Origin of the sequence: Streptomyces sp. NBC_01460 (genome assembly GCF_036227405.1) — a bacterium.
GTDB lineage: Bacteria > Actinomycetota > Actinomycetes > Streptomycetales > Streptomycetaceae > Streptomyces.
Genome location: NZ_CP109473.1, coordinates 1963276 through 1981678, shown reverse-complemented (window position 1 = coordinate 1981678; position 18403 = coordinate 1963276). Strand labels below are relative to the sequence as shown.

The following is an 18403-nucleotide window of genomic DNA, read 5'->3' as shown; positions in this document are numbered from 1 at the left end:
CATGGCAACGCTTGAAATCCGCGACCTGCACGTCTCCGTCGAGGCCGACAACGCCACGAAGGAGATCCTCAAGGGCGTCGACCTGACCGTGAAGCAGGGCGAGACCCACGCCATCATGGGCCCGAACGGGTCCGGCAAGTCCACCCTCGCCTACTCGCTCGCGGGTCACCCCAAGTACACGATCACGAGTGGCACGGTGACCCTGGACGGCGAGGACGTCCTGGAGATGTCCGTCGACGAGCGGGCCCGCGCCGGCCTGTTCCTCGCCATGCAGTACCCGGTCGAGATCCCCGGTGTCTCGGTCTCCAACTTCCTGCGCACCTCCGCCACCGCCGTCCGCGGCGAGGCCCCCAAGCTGCGGACGTGGGTGAAGGAGGTCAAGGAGACGATGGCCGAGCTCCAGATGGACCCGTCCTTCGCCGAGCGCAACGTCAACGAGGGCTTCTCCGGCGGTGAGAAGAAGCGCCACGAGATCCTCCAGCTGGAGCTCCTCAAGCCGAAGGTCGCCATCCTCGACGAGACCGACTCCGGCCTGGACGTCGACGCCCTGCGCGTCGTCTCCGAGGGCGTCAACCGGGTCCGTGAGGGCGGAGAGGTCGGCACCCTGCTGATCACGCACTACACGCGGATCCTCCGCTACATCAAGCCCGACTTCGTTCACGTCTTCGCCAACGGCCGCATCGCCGAGTCCGGTGGCGCCGAGCTGGCCGACAAGCTGGAGAACGAGGGCTACGAGGCATATGTGAAGGGTGGCGCTTCCGCGTGACTGACGCCCGACAGGGGCTCTCCGGCCTCCTCGACACCGAGGCGATCCGCAAGGACTTCCCGATCCTGGACCGCACGGTCCACGACGGCAAGAAGATCGTGTACCTGGACAGCGCCGCGACCTCGCAGAAGCCGCGCCAGGTCCTCGACGCGCTCAACCAGTACTACGAGCGGCACAACGCCAACGTCCACCGCGGTGTGTACACCATCGCCGAGGAGGCCACCGCGCTGTACGAAGGCGCTCGCGACAAGGTCGCGGCCTTCATCAACGCTCCCAGCCGCAACGAGGTGATCTTCACCAAGAACGCCTCGGAGTCGCTCAACCTCGTCGCGAACATGCTCGGCTGGGCGGATGAGCCCTACCGGGTCGACAGTGACACCGAGATCGTCACCACGGAGATGGAGCACCACTCCAACATCGTGCCGTGGCAGCTGCTCTCGCAGCGCACCGGCGCGAAGCTGAAGTGGTTCGGCATCACGGACGACGGCCGGCTCGACCTGTCCAACATCGACGAGATCATCACGGAGAAGACGAAGATCGTCTCCTTCACGCTGGTCTCCAACATCATGGGCACGATCAACCCGGTCGAGAAGATCATCCGTCGCGCGCAGCAGGTCGGCGCGCTGGTCTGCATCGACGCCTCGCAGGCCGCTCCGCACATGGTGCTCGACGTGCAGGCGCTGCAGGCCGACTTCGTGGCCTTCACCGGCCACAAGATGGTCGGCCCCACGGGCATCGGCGTGCTCTGGGGACGGCAGGAGCTCCTCGAGGACCTGCCGCCGTTCCTCGGCGGCGGCGAGATGATCGAGACCGTGTCGATGCACTCCTCGACGTACGCCCCGGCCCCGCACAAGTTCGAGGCGGGTACGCCCCCGATCGCGCAGGCCGTCGGCCTCGGCGCGGCCGTGGACTACCTCACCTCGATCGGCATGGAGAACATCCACCGCCACGAGCAGGCCATCACCGCGTACGCGGTGAAGCGGCTGCTGGAGGTCCCCGACCTCCGGATCATCGGCCCGGCGACGGCCGAGGACCGCGGCGCGACGATCTCCTTCACGCTCGGCGACATCCACCCCCACGACGTGGGCCAGGTGCTCGACGAGCAGGGCATCGCCGTCCGGGTCGGACACCACTGCGCACGACCGGTCTGCCTGCGGTACGGAATTCCTGCGACGACGCGAGCGTCGTTCTACCTGTACTCCACGCCCGCCGAGGTCGACGCCCTGGTGGACGGGCTGGAGCACGTGCGGAACTTTTTCGGTTAGACGGCAGAGGGTTGTCTGGTGAAGCTTGATTCCATGTACCAGGAAGTGATCCTGGACCACTACAAGCACCCCCACGGGCGTGGCCTGCGGGAGGGCGACGCCGAGGTGCACCACGTCAACCCGACGTGCGGCGACGAGATCACGCTCCGCGTGAAGTACGACGGCGAGACGATCGCCGACGTCAGTTACGAGGGCCAGGGCTGCTCCATCAGCCAGGCCAGCGCCTCCGTGCTCAACGAGCTGCTCGTCGGCAAGCAGCTCGGCGAGGCGCGGAAGATCCAGGAGTCCTTCCTGGAACTGATGCAGTCCAAGGGTCAGCTGGAGCCGGACGACGCGATGGAGGAGGTGCTGGAGGACGCGGTCGCGTTCGCCGGCGTCTCCAAGTACCCGGCCCGGGTCAAGTGCGCGCTGCTGAGCTGGATGGCGTGGAAGGACGCGACGGCGCAGGCGCTGTCCGAAGGGAAGACGGCATGAGCGAGAACGAGACTCTTACCACCAAGCCGGCCTCCGAGGAGGAGGTCCGCGAGGCGCTGTACGACGTGGTCGACCCCGAGCTGGGGATCGACGTCGTCAACCTGGGCCTGATCTACGGCATCCACATCGACGACGCCAACATCGCGACGCTCGACATGACGCTGACGTCCGCGGCCTGCCCGCTGACCGACGTCATCGAGGACCAGGCGAAGTCCGCCACCGACGGCATCGTCAGCGAGCTGCGGATCAACTGGGTCTGGATGCCGCCGTGGGGCCCCGACAAGATCACCGACGACGGCCGCGAGCAGCTCCGCGCGCTCGGCTTCAACGTCTGATCCAGGACGTCCAGGACGGCCCCCGGCGATGCGCCGGGGGCCGTCCCGCGTTGTTCGCCCGCCGTACCCGCACCGTGCGCCTTCTGTTGGTGCGGGGACCGGAACCTGCTTCTCGACACCACGCCGACGAGAGGCACGCAGTGCTGCACCAGCTTTCAGTCCAGAACCGCCGGGCGGCCGCCGCCGCTGCCGGGATCCTCGCGCTGGCCGCCCTGGGGAGCAACGCCCCGGTGCACGCCGCGAGTTACGGGACGCCGACGATCAGCCTGTCGGCCTCCTACCTCTCCGGAGCCGTCGGCGCGACGGGCGACCCCGTGGTGAGCGTGACCGTGGCGCAGAGCGGCGCCGACGTCTCCGCGCTCACGGTGGCGGCCTCGGCCAGCTCGAAGTCCTCCGTCGCGGGCACCTCCGACGTGACGGTCACGGGGACCGGGGCGACCCGTACGCTCTCCGTCGCCGCGCACGCCCGCGGGTACACCGATCTCACGATCAAGGTCACCGGGCTCGGTGGGAAGACCGCCACCAAGAAGCTGTCCTACGCCGCCTCGGCGGCCGTGCAGAACTCCTCCGACACCCGCTACGTGACGGGTTCCTCGGACGCCTCGGCGGCCGTCGACGTCGGCGGCGGCTACGCGGTGGTCGCGGACGACGAGTCCAACGTCCTGCGGCTCTACGACCTCGCGGTGTCCGGCGCGCCCGTGCGGACCTGGGACGTCGCCTCGAAGCTGGGTGTGAGCAAGGAGATCGACATAGAGGGGGCGGCCCGGGTCGGCAACACCGTCTACTGGACCGGCTCGCTCGGCAACAACAAGGACGGCGAGTACAAGGCCGACCGCAACACCGTCTTCACCACGACCGTGACCGGCTCGGGCGCCTCGACCCAGCTCACCGTCGGCGGGAAGTACGGCAAGCTGCGTGACGACCTGGTCGCCTGGGACGAGGCGAACGACGACCGGTACGGCTTCGCCGCGGGCACCGAGGACGGCCAGGCGCCCAAGCAGATCGACGGGTTCAACGTGGAGGGGCTGGAGTTCGCTCCCGGCTCGACGAGCACCGCGTACATCGGCTTCCGCGCCCCCCTCGTCCCGCCGAAGTCGGGCGGCAAGGCGCTGATCGTGCCGGTGACCAACTTCGACAAGGTCGCCGGGAGCGGAGCCAAGGCGGTCTTCGGGACGCCGATCGAGCTGGACCTCGGCGGGCTGACCATCCGGGACATCCGGAAGAACGCCGCGAACCAGTACCTGATCGTGGCCGGTTCCTGGGAGGCCGACGACAACTCCGACCCGTACGCCCTGTACGGCTGGGACGGCGTCGCCGGACACGCGCCGGTGAAGCGGACCTCGCTGCCCACCACCGACCCGGGCGGCTGGGAGGCCGTCGTCTCGGTGCCGGACCTGACGGCCGCGGGGACGCGGGCGCAGGTGATCACGGACGCCGGTGCCGCCGACCTGTACGGCGACGGCACGGAGGCGAAGGACCTGGAACACGCCGAGTGGAAGAAGTCCCGCGCCACCTGGTTCACCGTGGGCGGCTGACGTGACCTCCCGCCTCCTCCTGCGGGCAGGGGGAGGCGGGAGCGCGGGTGTCAGCGGTGCATGCCCCCGTACGGAGGCATGCCGTACGGGGGCACACCCCCCGCGGGGACACCGGCGGCCTCCGCCAGCACCGGGCCCAGGTCCTCCGTCCGGATGCGCCGGTCGACGTAGAGCAGGCCGGTCACCAGCTGCGGGAACGTCGTCGAGATGATCTGGCTCACCAGCTGGCCCAGCAGGGTCGCGACCAGGTAGCCGCTCATCGCGACGGCCACGGCGGCGGGGCTCGGGTCGTCGTCCAGCGACGCGGTCCCGATCATGCCGGGGAAGATGCCGAGGATCGAGAACGGCATCTGGATGACATAGCCGGCCACACCGGCCATCAGTCCGGCCAGCAGGACGATGCCGAAGATCCGCCACCAGTCGCCGCGCACCAGCCGGGACGAGCGGCGCAGCGCGGCGATCGGCCGGCTGCCCTCGAAGACCACGACCGCCGGTGCCAGGCAGACCTTTATCCAGAGCCAGACCGCCAGCGGCCCGGTCACCAGCACGCCGACGACGCCCAGGGTGATGGCGGCGGGCGCACCCCCGCCGCTGTCCATGGTGACGAGGCTGATGACCGCCCCGGCGAAGACGGTCATGAGGAGCAGGACGGGCACGGCCGCGACCAGGGCAGTGAGGATCAGGGCGCCGATCACGGGGAACAGATGCGCCCAGGCCTTGCGCCACACCGCCGAGAAGGGGACCGGCCTGCCCAGGACCGCGTCCTGCAGCACGGTGGGGACCGCCGCGTACATCAGGCCCGAGACGATCGCCAGGGTGACGACGCCCAGCAGGGCGAGGACACAGCCCGCGATCACGAGGGGGACGACGTCCGCGGACGAGGCACTCTCGTCGTAGTCGAGGGAGACCACCCGCTCCAGATGGCCGGAGACGGCGGAGTAGGCGACGACCACCGCCGCGGTCATCAGGAGTGCGGCGCCGCCGTAGAGGGCGGCGGCCAGCCCGAACAACTGCTTCCAGTACCTGCCCATCGTCGAGAACGCCCCGCCCAGCACGTCCCCCAGCCTCAGCGGCGCGAGCGGTATCACCCCCGGCTTCGGCGGCGGGACCCAGCCGCCCCACCCCGGAGGTCCTCCGTACGGGCTTCCGCCGTACGGCGCGCCCCCGTAGGCGCCCCCGCCCCACCCTGCGTCCTGCGCCACCACAACTCCGTTGTTCGTATCGTCCGGCAGTCATCCGGTCCTACCGGTGCGGACACCGTAGCGCCCCGGACCGGCCGCGAACCCCGTCCTGGCCGGTCACGACGGGGCCGCACGCGATATGTACGGCAGTACGCAACGTTGTGTACGCTTGTACGCATGGGATACGGATTGCTGGCCGCGGCCATCGCGGCGGAGGTGGCCGGGACGACGGCCATGAAGTACAGCGAGGGGTTCACCCGGCTCTGGCCCTCGCTCGTCACCGTCGTGGGCTACGTCGTAGCCTTCGCACTGCTCGCCCAGACCCTCAAGACGCTCTCGGTCGGCACCGCCTACGCCATCTGGGCCGGTGCGGGCACCGCGGCCGTCGCCGCCATCGGGATCCTCTGGATGGGGGAGTCCGCCGGCCTCGCCAAGCTGGCCGGCATCGCCCTGGTCATCGCGGGGGTCGTGGTCCTCAATCTCGGAGGAGCCCACTGATGGTCCGGCGGTACGACCCCGAGCGGCGCGAGCGCATCATCGACGCGGCGATCCGCGTCGTCGCGGACCGGGGCATCGGAGGGCTCAGCCACCGCACCGTGGCCGCCGAGGCCGACGTCCCGCTCGGCTCGACCACCTACCACTTCGCCTCGCTGGACGAGCTGCTCGTCGCCGCGCTGCGCCGCTGCAACGAGAACTTCGCCCGGGTGGTGCGGGAGAGCCCGCACTTCGACGATCCCTCGGTCCCGCTCGCCGACGAGCTGACCCGACTGCTGGGGGAGTGGTTCGCGAGGGGGCGCGGGCCGCTGGCGCTGGAGTACGAGCTGTACCTCGCGGCCCTGCGGCGGCCCGCGCTCCAGCCGGTCGCCGCCGAGTGGGCCGACACCCTGGCCGTGCTGATCGCCCACCGCACCGACCGGGCCACCGCCCGGGCGCTGGCCGCGCTGCTGGACGGCATCAGTCTCCAGGTGCTGCTCTCCGGGGCCGAGTTCGACCCGGAGTACACCAGGGAGATGCTGGGCAGGGTCGTCGACGGGGCGGGCCGCTGAGCCCGGTCGGGCACCGCCCCGGCGGACGGCCGCCGGTGCGGCCCGCGCGCTCGCCTCGACGTCCGTGACCGGGTGCGGCGCCTCGACGACCGTCCGGTCGCGGTGCATCGCCGCACCCACGCTGCTCCGGCCGCTGTGCGCGGCCTCGCCGGCGGGGCGTCGCGCGGCCGTTCCGGCGGCGCGACGCCCGCGTGGGCCCTCGTCGCCGCACCGGGACGACAGGCGCACCCCTGGTTCCCCGGTGCCCGCCGGGGACGGACACGCTCCGGCACCTGAGACCGGTTCGCCCGTGCGGGCCTCGGACGGTTAGGTTCTGTGCATGACCGACACGACTTCCCAGGGCTCCGCCCGCACCACCGGCGCCGTCGCCGCCGGCCTCGCCACCATCGCCGGTGACGGCACCGTCCTCGACACCTGGTTCCCCGCCCCCGAGCTCTCCGCCGAGCCCGGCCCGGCCGGTACGCAGCGCCTCAGCCCCGACGAGGCGGTGAACCGTCTCGGCGAGGGCGCGGCCAGGGCCATCGGTGTGGACGCGCGCCGCGGTGTGGAGGTCGTCGCCGTGTCCACGGTCATCTCCTCGCTGGACGACAAGCCGCTCGACGCGCACGACGCCTATCTGCGACTGCACCTGCTCTCGCACCGCCTGGTACAGCCCCACGGCCAGAACCTCGACGGCCTCTTCGGCCTCCTCGCCAACGTCGCCTGGACCTCGCTGGGTCCGGTCGCCGTCGACGACCTGGAGAAGGTCCGGCTCAACGCCCGCGCCGAGGGCCTGCACCTCCAGGTCACCTCCGTGGACAAGTTCCCCCGGATGACGGACTACGTCGCGCCCAAGGGCGTGCGCATCGCCGACGCCGACCGGGTCCGGCTCGGCGCCCACCTGGCCTCGGGTACGACCGTGATGCACGAGGGCTTCGTCAACTTCAACGCGGGCACCCTCGGCACCTCCATGGTCGAGGGCCGTATCTCCGCGGGTGTCGTCGTCGGCGACGGCTCCGACATCGGCGGCGGCGCGTCCACCATGGGCACGCTCTCCGGCGGCGGCAAGGAGCGCATCGTCATCGGTCAGCGCTGCCTGGTCGGCGCCGAGGCCGGCGTCGGCATCGCGCTCGGCGACGAGTGCGTCGTGGAGGCCGGGCTCTACGTCACGGCAGGCACCCGGGTCACGATGCCGGACGGACAGGTCGTCAAGGCCCGGGAGCTCTCCGGGGCCTCGAACATCCTCTTCCGCCGCAACTCGGTCTCCGGCGCCGTCGAGGCCCGCCCGAACAACGCGGTGTGGGGCGGGCTCAACGACGTACTGCACAGCAACGACTAGCCCGTAGCGGCGAGGAGTTCCTCGTACAGCCCGCGCAGCCCGTCGGTCGCCTCGCGGCCGGCGGGCTGCAGCGGTTCACGGACCGGGCCGGCGTCCAGCAGCGCCTTCGCCGTGACGGTGCCGGGCAGGCCGGAGGCCATCATCGCCTCCACCAGGCCGATGGTGAGTCCGTTGACACGGGCGGCCCCCGCCGTGTCCCCGGAGTCGAACGCGTCCAGCACGGACCGCATCTGACGCGGTGCCACGTTCGCGACCGTGCTGACGTAGCCCGCCCCGCCGAGCGCGTACAGCGGGAGGTTCAGCTCCTCGCAGCCCGAGTAGTACGCCAGCGAGGTCCGCGCCATCACCTTGGTGGCCGCGAGAAGGTCGTACGAACAGTCCTTGACCGCCAGGACGCGGGGATGCTCCGCCAGGCGGAGCAGGGTCGCCGGTTCGATCCTCGTCCCGGTGCGGCCCGGGATGTCGTACAGCATCAGCCCGAGGCCCGTCGCCTCCGCGACCCGGAGGAAGTGCGCCTCGACCGCGGCCTGCGGGGGCCGGCTGTAGTAGGGGGTCACCACCAGCAGCCCGTCGGCGCCCGCGGCCTCGGCCTCCCGCGCCAGCCGGACCGTGTGCCGGGTGTCGGCACTGCCGACACCCGCGACGATCTGGACCGCGTCGCCCACCGCCTCCCGGACCGCCCGCACCAGCGCGGTCTTCTCCTCGTCCGTCGTGGTCGGCGACTCGCCGGTGGTCCCGCTGAGCACGAGGCCGTCGCAGCCGTCCGCGACGAGACCGGAGGCATGGCGGCGGGCGGCGTCCAGGTCCAGGTCACCGGCGGCGGTGAACGGCGTGATCATGGCGCAGAGGGTGCGGCCGAAGGGCCCGCCCGTGTGGGATCTCATCTCCGCAGTCTCGGGCCCCGGCGGGTGCCGGTCCACTTAGATCTGCTGGGGGTGAGGGGCAAGAGACGCTGAACGGTGGGCCCCGTCTGGCTCTGGCATGATCGAACGGAGTGGCGACGGACCGTTCCAGGGGTGGGGTACACGGCATGCGCGTACGGAAGACGATCACGGCCGCAGTGCTCACGGCAGCCACACTGCCCCTCTCCGGCTGTGCCGGGTTCCTCGTCCCGGCGGGCGAGGGGGAGCCCGGCCCGGCCCCGAGCGCCTCCGTGGCGACGCCGGCGGCGGACTCCGGGCCCACGGCGGACGTGCCCGCCCAGGGCGCCCCCGTCCCCACCCCCGCGGCGACGAGCGGGGGCTGCCCGGCCTCGGGCGTGGCCGTGGAGATGGGCCCCGTCCAGACGGCGATGTTCCACCGCGCGGTCACGCTCACGCTCACCAACTGCGGTGCGAAGTCCTACCGCGTCCACGGTTACCCCTCCGTCCGCGCGCTGGGGGACGACGGCGAGCGCATCCCCGTCCCCGTGAACCCGGGCGGGTCGATGTTCGGCAACGACGAGGGGCCGGAGGAGGTCGTGCTGAAGCCCGGGAGGAGCGTCACGTCGACGCTGGCCTGGGTCTCCACCAAGGAGGGCGGAGACCTCATCGAGGGGGACGCCCTGGAGATCGCCGCCGCCCCGGACACGGGAGCACGCGTCTTCCCGCTGGAGGGTCACGACATCCGGCTGATGGACGAGCTGAACACGACGGCCTGGCGTACGGGGAAGGCCGGATGAACGGCCTTGACCTCAAGCGTGCTTGACGTACGAGGGTGTTCGTCGAAGGCACACCGCGAGGGTGTGCCGGAGAGGATCACGCCATGTCTGCCGTGCAGTTCGACTCCCGCCCCGACCTCACCCGTCCCGACGCGGGCATCGTCAAGGTCAGTACGTGGGGCGTCGGCACCCCGGAACGGCAGCGGCTGACGGTCGAGGCCGTCCGTGCTGCCTGGACAGCCCGCGAGTGGCCGCACCCCGGCCTCCTCTCGTACACCGTGCACACCGGGGAGGACGGGAAGACGCTGCTCCACTACTCGCAGTGGTCCGGCGAGGAGGCGTACCAGGAGTTCGTGCGGAGCGGCCGCGACGCGCGCAACGCCGAGATCGACGCGGCCGTCCCCGGGATCGAGCGGCTCGGGCCGCACACCTTCGAGCTGTACCGCTCGGGGAGCCGGGGGAGCGGCACGCGTGAGCCGGGCTGCGTCGTGATCGTCGACGTGGAGTTCGCGGGACCGGACCCGGCCCGCCAACGGGACTGGGTGGACGCCGTGTTCGAGGCACTGGCGACCGAGACGGAACCGGTGCCCGGCGGTATCTCCGCGCACTTCCACGTCGGTACGGCGGGGGACCGTGTGCTCAACTACGCCGAGTGGGAGACCGCGCAGGCCCACATCGACGCGCTCGCGGGGGACGGTGAGGGTGCCGGAACCCCGTCGCCGCAGTGGGAGCGGGTCCAGGCCTACCCGGGCGTGACGGGCGGCGGCGTGCACCGCTACACCCCCGCGCTCCGCCTCGCGGCCGGCCTGTAGGGGAACCGGGCGGCAGGGGACGAAATACGTCTACGCTGGGACGGTGGCCGCGAACCCGTGTGTACCGGGACGGCGGCCCCGGACACAGCCCGTGCAACGCCCCGAGGAGACCCCCCTGATGTCAGCAGAGCGCCCCTCCCTGCCGCCGGTGCGGCTGCACACCGAGGCCGAGCTGGCACGGGACGCGCTGGCCGCTCCGCTGCTCGCCCGAGCCGCCCGCCTCGCCCGCTGGGCGGGGCCCGGGACCCGGGTCGGCGCCGGCGGCGAGCTCGTGGACGCCCAGCTGCCCGCCGCCGCGCGGCACCTGGGGCTCGCCGACGACGAGGACGGCGCCGCCTCCGCCAGCGAGGCGTGGCGCCTCGCGGTCGACACGGGGCTCGTCGACGTCGAGGACCCGCAGGACGCGGAGGAGGCCGAGGGCGACGACGCGGAGGGCACCGCCACGGCCGGCGAGAACCTGGCCCTGCTGACCTCCGGTTCACCCGCCGACGTCCTCGCGATCTGGCTCGACGGGCTGGAAGCCGTGCACGCGGACGCCACCGCCCCGGCGTTCGACGACTTCGCCGACCTCATCGGCGAGGACGGGAGCGTCGACTTCGACGCCCTGGACTGGGACCCGGAGGAGGAAGCCGACTTCCTCGACGGGGTGCTCGGCAACCTCTACCTGCTGACCCTCTCGGAGGCCGGTCCCGCCGACGGCACCGTGCCGCTGCCCGCGCTCGCCGCGTCCGTCGTGGTGCCCGAGGACATGGGCGAGCCCACCGACGACATCCTGGAACAGGTGTCGGAGGCCATGATGCGGCTGGACGACCAGTTCCGGGTGCTCGAACCCATCGGGATCGTCGAATACCGGCCGGTGGACGAGACGTTGCTGACCGAGGAGGGCGAGGAGGCGGCACCCCCCGCCGACGACGAGGACGTCACCCGCTACGGCATGGTGAAGCTGACCCCCCTCGGCCTCTACGGCATCCGGGAACGGATGCTGGAGGCCGGTGTGGACGCGCCCGCCGTCGGCGACCTCACCGACAAGGGGGCCGACGCCCTCCTCGACGGCATCGCCTACTACCCCGAGGAGGCCGCGCGCACCGAGGTCGGGCTCTGGCTCGGCCGGCACGGCGCGGCCGGGGCGGAGGCCGCCGCGGCGGAGCTCCTCGGCGCGGCACGCGGGGCGGACCGGCGCGCCCCGCTGCGCAGGCTCCACTGCCAGCAGGCCCTCGCCCTGGTCGGGCCCGAGGCCGAGCCCGCGGTGCGCGCGGTGCTCGGTGACCCCGAGCTCGGCGGGCTGGCGCGGGTCTGGCTCGCGGAGCGCGGGGCGGCGGACGTGCCGGCACCGCCGGAGTCGATGATCTTCTGGCTCGCCGTGGACACGATCGCCGCGCAGTTGGACGCCGACGGCGACCTGGAGGAGCTCCAGGAACTGGTCGAGGGGCTCTCCGGTCAGCACAGCGGCTTCTTCGACGAGGCATGGCGGGTGGAGCACCCCGCGACGGAGGAGGTGCTCGAGGCCGTGGGCCGGCTGCACCGGGACCGGAAGATCGCGAAGGACGCGCGCAAGGCCGCCTTCAAGGCCCGCTCACGCGCGAAGAGCTGAACCGCGGGGCCGGACCGTCCGCGCGCCGGGCGGCTCTCCGGCCGGGCGGCTCCGGTGGTCAGGCGGCTTTCCGGCCAGGCGCGCCCGGCCGGAGCCGCGCCCGGTGACCTGATTTGTCAGGGAAAGCCGTACGGCTTGACGTGAGGGCCCGCTCGACGTCGTACGTCGTTCAACTCCTGTTGGTGTGGGGGAGGGAGCGTGATCGCGCCAACCCACCCGGCCCACGCACCACCAGGAGTCCGCGATGTCGATCACGCGCAGGGAATTCAGCAGACAGTCCGCCCTCACCGGTGCCGGTATAGCCCTCACCGGTGCCGTCGGTGCACTGGCCACGGCGCCCGGAGCCCTGGCGGCCGACGACGCGCGGCACGGCCACGGTGACGACGGTCATGGCCACGACCACGGGCACGGGCACGGCAAGGAGCTGGGCTACGGCCCGCTGCTCCCCGACCCGAAGGGCATCCTCGCGCTGCCCGCCGGATTCTCCTACCGCGTGATCACCCACAGCGGTGTCACCACGCTGGAGACGGGCGAACCGACCCCCTCCAACCATGACGGCACCGCCGCCTTCGAAGGCCCCCGCGGTGTCACCCTCCTCGTCAACAACCACGAGCTGAGCGGCACGCGGGCCGGCTGGGAGCACCCCGTACCGCTCACCGAGGGCCTCGTCTACGACCCGGTCGCGGCCGGCGGGTGCACGGTCGTGGAGACCCGTCGCGACGGACGCACGGCCGAGTGGGTCGGCATCGCGGGCACGTCGACCAACTGCGCCGGCGGCAGCACCGCGTGGGGCACCTGGCTCACCTGCGAGGAGACCGAGGACAGGGCCGGCAAGAACGGTCTCCTCAAGGACCACGGCTACGTCTTCGAGGTCGACCCGTACGACAAGCGCGCCAACCGCGACCCGCGCCCGGTCAAGGCGTTCGGGCGGTACGCCCACGAGGCCGTCGTCATCGACCCGAAGCAGGGCCACGCCTACCTGACGGAGGACGCCTCGGGCCCCAACGGCCTGCTCTACCGCTGGGTTCCGCCGCACGGCTTCAAGCACGGCCGGGGCAAGCTGCGCACCCTCGCCGACGACGCCGGCGTCCTCCAGGCCACGAAGTGCTTCGACCGGAACGGCACGTTCGTCGACGACCTGTCCCGCGCCACGAAGGTCGGCACGGTCTACGGCGTGGACTGGGTGGACGTGCCCGACCGGGACGCGAAGAGCGTCTCCGTCCGCAAGCAGTTCACCGACGGTCAGGTCACCCGTGCCCGCAAGCTGGAGGGCATGTGGTGGAGCGACGGCGGCGCCTACATCGTCTCCTCGTTCGCCCGTGACGAGAGCCCCGTCGCCCACGACGGCCAGGTCTGGTTCTACGACCCCAAGCGCCGCACGCTGACCCTGAAGGTGCTCCTCGGTGTCAACGCCGACCCCTCCGTGGACGGTGCCTTCGACGGCCCGGACAACATCACCGTCTCGCCCTACGGCGGTCTGGTCATCGCCGAGGACGGCGAAGGCATCCAGCACCTCTTCGGTGCCACGGACAGCGGCCGCACCTACCCGATCGCCCGCAACGAGCTGAACGGCGGCACGGCGGAGGACCCCTCCTACAGCGAATTCACCGGCGTCACCTTCTCACCGGACGGAAAGACGCTCTTCGCCAACATCCAGACCCCGGGCATCATGCTCGCCATCACAGGTCCGTGGAAGCGCCAGTCCGACAAGCACTGACGTCCCCCGGCGCGGTGCGGCGCGGTGCGCGGGGGAAATCCCCTCGCACACCGCGCAGTTGTTCTCCTAAAGTCATGGCCATGCACCTCCCGGTGCGAAGGCAGCGGCTCCTTCCTTTCCCGAAACCGCCGCAGCCGTCCTGATCTCGGGAGGCACAAGCGCCGGGGTGCCCGGTGCGCAGGCAACGGATACTTCTACGGATCCGAGGGGTGCGGGTTCGAATCCCGCCCGGCCACGGCCGGTAGCTCAATCGGGTGGAGCATCGGGCAAGCACCGTCGCCGACTCCTGATCTCGGGCACCCCTTCCTCGCTGTGCCCTCCCCCATCGATTTCATGAATTCGGGGGAACTCACATGGCACGCTTCAACACCCGCCTCACCCGGCCCCGCGCCACCTCGCCCGTCCGGTCGACCGGACGCACCGCCCCGAACCACCAGGGCGCCGTCGGGCACCTCCGGGACAGCCGCTCCGAGCTCTTCCTGCTCGCGGTCGCGAACTTCGTGTCGCAGGACACCTACCACGAGGACGACGAGGGACGCGACACCCGCTTCGCCGCACTGGTGCGGACACTCGCCGTCGAGGACCCCGAGTGGACCGCGGGGCTGCTGGGCTGGCTGCGCCGCGAGGGACAGATGCGCACCGCGTCGGTCGTCGGCGCCGCCGAGTACGTGAAGGCGCGGCTCGACGCGGGCGCGACGGGCGGCCCGTCCAACCGACAGGTGGTGGACTCCGTGCTGCTGCGCCCCGACGAGCCCGGAGAGCTGCTCGGATACTGGACCTCGCACCACGGGCGCGCCCTGCCCAAGCCGGTCAAGCGGGGGATCGCTGACGCCGTGCGCCGCCTCTACAACGGCAGGGCGCTGCTGAAGTACGACACCGCGTCCAAGGGATACCGCTTCGGCGACGTACTCAATCTGGTGCACGCGGCGCCCGACCCCGGCAAGCCCTGGCAGGGCGACCTCTTCCGGTACGCCCTGGACCGCAGGCACCACCCCGAGGACGCCGTGCCGCCTGCGTCGAACCGGACGCTCACCGCGCACCGGGCACTGATGGCGGTGCCGGTCGCCGAGCGTCGCTCCCTGGTCACCGGACCGGACGGAGCGGACCGGCTGGCGGACGCGGGCATGACCTGGGAGGCCCTGGCGGGCTGGCTGCAGGGGCCGATGGACGCCGCGGCCTGGGAGGCCGTGATCCCGTCCATGGGCGTGATGGCGCTCGTCCGCAACCTGCGCAACTTCGACGAGGCGGGGGTCTCGGACGAGGTCGCGGCGGGTGTGGCGGCGAAGATCAGCGACCCGGAGGCCGTCGCCTCCTCACGGCAGTTCCCCTTCCGCTACCTGGCGGCCTACCAGCACGCGCCGTCGTTGCGCTGGGCCTACCCGCTGGAGCAGGCGCTCGGGCACTCGCTGGGCAACGTCCCCGCGCTGCCCGGCCGCACCCTGATCCTCGTCGACCGCTCCGGTTCGATGGGGGCGCCGCTCTCGGACCGCTCCCTGCTGAACCGCGCCGACGCGGCCGCCGTCTTCGGCGCGGCACTGGCGCTGCGGGCCGCCGACGCGGATCTGGTGCAGTTCGGCACGGGCAGCGCCGCCGTGGCCCACCGCCGGGGCGAGTCCGTGCTGAGGATCATCGAGCGCTTCGGCAACCTCGGCGGCACCAATACCGTCCAGGCGGTGCGCAAGCACTACCGCGCGCACGACCGGGTGCTGATCGTCACGGACGAGCAGGCGTCGTTCACCCACTACGGTGACGTCACCGGGGGCGTCCCGCCCACGGTGCCCGTATACACCTGGAACCTCGCCGGCTACCGGACCGGGCACGCGCCGTCGGGAAGCGAGAACCGCCACACCTTCGGGGGTCTTTCCGACGCGGCGTTCCGCATGGTGCCCCTGCTGGAAGCGGGCAGGAGCGCCGACTGGCCCTGGAACCGCTGATTACGAATCCGGCACTACTGCCCGCTCCGGAGCGGTCGGGCATGGCGTCGGGCGCTTACAGGGCGCATACTCGACCGTAATGAAACAGTCAGCCGGTTCCCGGCGTCACCTGCCTTCCAGTCCCTTCAACCGCCCGGCCCAGGCGGCCCCACCGGTCGAATGCTTCGATGTGGGCGACAGGGTGTCGCACGACCAGTTCGGACTCGGACGAGTCCTCGCTGTCGAGGGCGACAACGACGCAGTGCTCATCGACTTCTCGGGGCGACAGGGGAGGATCCTGAGCCCGTATTCCAAGCTGACCAAGCTCTGAGAGAGCGGACGAGCACGCACCGCGTCCCACCGGAGACTCTCCGGATCCGGGGCACCTGAAGGGGAGACCCGTCGGGTGCCCCGGAAGCCGTTCCGGGGTCCGGACCCGTCCGGACGGTGCCGTGACCCGTCCGGACGGCGCCGTGACCCGTCCGGACGGTGCCGTGACCCGTCCGGACGGCGCCGGGGCGCGTCCGGAGGACGGCCCTACAGGGCCTTCGAGGCCGGCTTCACCATGCCGCGGACGGTCCGCGACTTCACGAACTCACCCATGGCGGTCATCTCCCACTCGCCGGAGAACTGCTTGATCAGCTTGGCCATCATCACGCCCGTCTGCGGCTCCGCGCCGGTCAGGTCGAAGCGGACCAGCTCCTCGCCGGTGGCCGCGTCGATCAGCCGGCAGTAGGCCTTGGCGACCTCGGTGAACTTCTGCCCGGTGAAGGAGTTGACCGTGAAGACCAGCCCCGTCGCGTCGGCGGGGATCCGGCCGAGGTCCACGACGATCACCTCGTCGTCGCCCGCGCCCTCACCCGTGAGGTTGTCGCCGGAGTGCTTGACCGCTCCGCCGAGGATGGACAGCTTGCCGAAGTAGCAGCTGTCCAGGTGATTGCGGTCGGGGCCGAAGGCGATCACCGAGGCGTCGAGGTCGATGTCCTTGCCGCGGAACGCGGGCTCCCAGCCGAGGCCCATCTTGACCTGCGAGAGCAGCGGCCTGCCGCCCTTGACCAGGGACACCGTCTGGTTCTTCTGGAGGCTGACCTTGCCCTTGTCGAGGTTGATCTTCCCGGAGCCGGCGGGCGCGGGCGGTGCGGGCGGTGCGGGCGGTGCGGGCGGTGCCGCGGGCGCCGGCGGAGCGATCCGGGGGTCCACGGGTGCGGCGGTCGGGGGAGCGGCGGGCGGTGCCACGGGTGCCGCCACCGGGGCGGGCGCGGCGGCCGCGGCGGGCTCCTCCACCGAGACGCCGAAGTCCGTGGCGATGCCGGCCAGACCGTTCGTGTAGCCCTGGCCGACCGCGCGGGCCTTCCAGGCGCCGTTGCGCAGGTAGATCTCGATGACCACCAGCGCCGTCTCGCCGCCCAGCTGCGGCGGGGTGAAGGTGGCGAGCGCGCTGCCGTCGTCCGCGTTGCGCACGGTGGCCGTGGGCTCGATGCCGCGGAAGGTCTGGCCCGCGGCGTCGGGGCTCGCCGTGACCACGATCTTCTCGATGCCCGGGGGGACCGCCGTGGTGTCCACGACGATCGCGTCGGGCGCGGAGCCGCCGCCCGAGCGGTACGTCACACCGGGGCCCGAGGGCTGGTTGTAGAAGATGAAGTCGTCGTCGGAGCGCACCTTGCCGTCAGCGGTGAGCAGCAGGCCCGAGACGTCGAGCCGCACCGGGGCGGCGACGTCCACCGCCACGCGGGCGGCGGAGAGAGGGATGTTCGAGCCGGGGGTCATTGCGGTCATGCACGGGCTAACGAACGACCCCTCTTTGCCGTTCCCTTACCTTCGTGTGTGTGGTCCGGACGGCTCAGCGCCCGCCGCGGGCCCGGTTGCGGGGGTGGTCCCGGGCGGTGCGCTCGTTGCCGTGCCGGTACGCGCCCGTCCAGCGGGCCATGACGAGCTGGGCGTCACCGGACACCACCTCCGCCAGGAACTTCTCCGCCCGGCCGCCGCGCAGCGTTCCCGCGGGGCGGCCGTGATGGGTGAGGGTGACGCTCGCGTCGCCGTGCTGCTCGTACTGGAATCCTGTAGGTCTCGGCATGGGCGTATGGTGCCCGACCGGCAGCGTCGCGTCGCGTGAATTCCGTGCCGGGCAACTGCCCGGCCGCGGTGCGCCGGAGGCCCGTACCGTTCCCGCGGCGGTCAGCGGACGACGTCGAAGACGTTCTTCTGGAGCCCGTTGGCGTAGGCCTCGTGCTCCACGAGCCTCAGGTGCTGGGTGTCCTTGTCCGTCGTGCTGAAGAGCCGCTTGCCCGCTCCCAGGAGGAGAGGGAAGACGAGCAGGTGGTAGCGGTCGACGAGGCCGGCGTCCGAGAGGCTCCGGTTGAGGGCGGCGCTGCCGTGGACGATGATCGGGCCGCCCTCGGTCTCCTTCAGCGCGGCGACGTCGTCCAGCGAGCGCAGGATGGTGGTCTCGCCCCAGTCGGACACCAGGTCGCCCTCGCCGAGCGTCGTGGAGACGACGTACTTCGGCATCAGCTTGTAGTCCGCGAAGTCCTCCATGCCGGGCCACACCGGGCTGAACGCCTCGTAGCTGCTGCGGCCCAGCAGCATCGCGGCGGCTTCCTTCTGCTCCCTGCCCTTGATCTCGAACGCCTCGGGCAGGAACTCGACGTCCTTGAAGGTCCATCCGGAGTTCCGGTAACCGGGCTCGCCGCCGGGTCCCTCCACCACTCCGTCGAGCGAGATGAAGGCGGTGCTGATCAGAGTGCGCATCGTGGTCCCCGTGTCCGTGTTCGTGTCCTGCTGCCGTCGGATTCGCCCGGTGCCCGCGACGAC

The 18403-nt window shown here is 71.6% G+C and carries 19 protein-coding genes; 14 read left to right on the top strand and 5 right to left on the bottom strand.

From position 1 onward, the window contains the following. The first annotated feature begins 1 nt into the window (after nucleotide 1). From sufC to OG488_RS08835, 5 genes are all read left to right on the top strand, one after another. Nucleotides 2–766, top strand: a complete 765-nt coding sequence (sufC, locus tag OG488_RS08855; protein ID WP_014156912.1) for a Fe-S cluster assembly ATPase SufC — start codon at nucleotides 2–4, stop codon at nucleotides 764–766. Beyond that, the gene (locus OG488_RS08850) at nucleotides 763–2031 is read left to right on the top strand and encodes a cysteine desulfurase (RefSeq protein WP_329227524.1); all 1269 of its coding nucleotides are present in this window, start codon (nucleotides 763–765) and stop codon (nucleotides 2029–2031) included. Before sufC ends, OG488_RS08850 begins: the two co-directional genes overlap by 4 nt. Nucleotides 2032–2049: 18 nt before the next feature. After that, entirely contained in the window at nucleotides 2050–2505 is a 456-nt protein-coding gene (sufU, locus tag OG488_RS08845) for a Fe-S cluster assembly sulfur transfer protein SufU (RefSeq protein WP_329227522.1), read from the top strand. Further along, entirely contained in the window at nucleotides 2502–2840 is a 339-nt protein-coding gene (locus OG488_RS08840; RefSeq protein ID WP_145802444.1) for a metal-sulfur cluster assembly factor, read from the top strand. Before sufU ends, OG488_RS08840 begins: the two co-directional genes overlap by 4 nt. A gap of 140 nt (nucleotides 2841–2980) precedes the next feature. Next, entirely contained in the window at nucleotides 2981–4375 is a 1395-nt protein-coding gene (locus tag OG488_RS08835) for a hypothetical protein (protein ID WP_329227517.1), read from the top strand. A gap of 50 nt (nucleotides 4376–4425) precedes the next feature. Here OG488_RS08835 and OG488_RS08830 read toward each other — a convergent pair whose 3' ends face one another. Next, nucleotides 4426–5577: a hypothetical protein gene (locus OG488_RS08830; protein ID WP_329227515.1), complete on the bottom strand. Its 1152-nt coding sequence runs from the start codon at nucleotides 5575–5577 to the stop codon at nucleotides 4426–4428. A gap of 156 nt (nucleotides 5578–5733) precedes the next feature. Between OG488_RS08830 and OG488_RS08825 the strand changes: the two genes are divergently transcribed. The 3 genes from OG488_RS08825 (at nucleotide 5734) to dapD (ending at nucleotide 7920) form a co-directional block, all read left to right on the top strand. Then, complete coding sequence (locus OG488_RS08825) at nucleotides 5734–6054, top strand: DMT family transporter (protein ID WP_329227514.1); 321 nt, start codon at nucleotides 5734–5736, stop codon at nucleotides 6052–6054. Further along, nucleotides 6054–6602, top strand: coding sequence for a TetR/AcrR family transcriptional regulator (locus OG488_RS08820; protein WP_329227512.1), 549 nt, complete (start codon nucleotides 6054–6056; stop codon nucleotides 6600–6602). Before OG488_RS08825 ends, OG488_RS08820 begins: the two co-directional genes overlap by 1 nt. A gap of 319 nt (nucleotides 6603–6921) precedes the next feature. Beyond that, nucleotides 6922–7920: a 2,3,4,5-tetrahydropyridine-2,6-dicarboxylate N-succinyltransferase gene (gene dapD / locus OG488_RS08815; RefSeq protein WP_329227510.1), complete on the top strand. Its 999-nt coding sequence runs from the start codon at nucleotides 6922–6924 to the stop codon at nucleotides 7918–7920. Here the strand turns inward: dapD and dapA are convergent. Beyond that, nucleotides 7917–8804, bottom strand: a complete 888-nt coding sequence (gene dapA / locus OG488_RS08810; protein ID WP_329227508.1) for a 4-hydroxy-tetrahydrodipicolinate synthase — start codon at nucleotides 8802–8804, stop codon at nucleotides 7917–7919. The genes dapD and dapA overlap by 4 nt on opposite strands. 146 nt (nucleotides 8805–8950) lie before the next feature. On the opposite strand from dapA, the gene OG488_RS08805 reads away from it, so the two are divergent. The 6 genes from OG488_RS08805 to OG488_RS08780 all read left to right on the top strand — a co-directional run bounded on the left by OG488_RS08805 (nucleotide 8951) and on the right by OG488_RS08780 (nucleotide 15923). Beyond that, a complete protein-coding gene (locus tag OG488_RS08805; protein ID WP_329227506.1) occupies nucleotides 8951–9580 on the top strand; it encodes a DUF4232 domain-containing protein in 630 nt (209 codons plus the stop codon). Between the two features lie 83 nt (nucleotides 9581–9663). After that, nucleotides 9664–10371 carry an antibiotic biosynthesis monooxygenase gene (locus OG488_RS08800; RefSeq protein ID WP_329227504.1) on the top strand — a complete coding sequence of 236 codons (708 nt, stop codon included), beginning with the start codon at nucleotides 9664–9666 and terminating at the stop codon, nucleotides 10369–10371. 118 nt (nucleotides 10372–10489) lie between these two features. Then, the gene (locus OG488_RS08795) at nucleotides 10490–11962 is read left to right on the top strand and encodes a hypothetical protein (RefSeq protein ID WP_329227502.1); all 1473 of its coding nucleotides are present in this window, start codon (nucleotides 10490–10492) and stop codon (nucleotides 11960–11962) included. Between the two features lie 244 nt (nucleotides 11963–12206). Then, nucleotides 12207–13679 (top strand): alkaline phosphatase PhoX, encoded by a 1473-nt coding sequence (locus OG488_RS08790; RefSeq protein ID WP_329227500.1) that lies wholly within the window; start codon nucleotides 12207–12209, stop codon nucleotides 13677–13679. Between the two features lie 353 nt (nucleotides 13680–14032). After that, complete coding sequence (locus tag OG488_RS08785; RefSeq protein WP_329227498.1) at nucleotides 14033–15613, top strand: TROVE domain-containing protein; 1581 nt, start codon at nucleotides 14033–14035, stop codon at nucleotides 15611–15613. A gap of 79 nt (nucleotides 15614–15692) precedes the next feature. Beyond that, nucleotides 15693–15923, top strand: coding sequence for a hypothetical protein (locus tag OG488_RS08780; RefSeq protein WP_014156926.1), 231 nt, complete (start codon nucleotides 15693–15695; stop codon nucleotides 15921–15923). A gap of 206 nt (nucleotides 15924–16129) precedes the next feature. Here the strand turns inward: OG488_RS08780 and OG488_RS08775 are convergent, their stop codons facing one another. The 3 genes from OG488_RS08775 to OG488_RS08765 form a co-directional block, all read right to left on the bottom strand. After that, nucleotides 16130–17368 carry a TerD family protein gene (locus OG488_RS08775; protein WP_329227496.1) on the bottom strand — a complete coding sequence of 413 codons (1239 nt, stop codon included), beginning with the start codon at nucleotides 17366–17368 and terminating at the stop codon, nucleotides 16130–16132. Nucleotides 17369–17432: 64 nt separating this feature from the next. Further along, a complete protein-coding gene (locus tag OG488_RS08770; protein ID WP_329227495.1) occupies nucleotides 17433–17666 on the bottom strand; it encodes a hypothetical protein in 234 nt (77 codons plus the stop codon). Between the two features lie 101 nt (nucleotides 17667–17767). Next, nucleotides 17768–18340 carry a dihydrofolate reductase family protein gene (locus OG488_RS08765; protein WP_329227493.1) on the bottom strand — a complete coding sequence of 191 codons (573 nt, stop codon included), beginning with the start codon at nucleotides 18338–18340 and terminating at the stop codon, nucleotides 17768–17770. Nucleotides 18341–18403 lie beyond the last annotated feature (63 nt).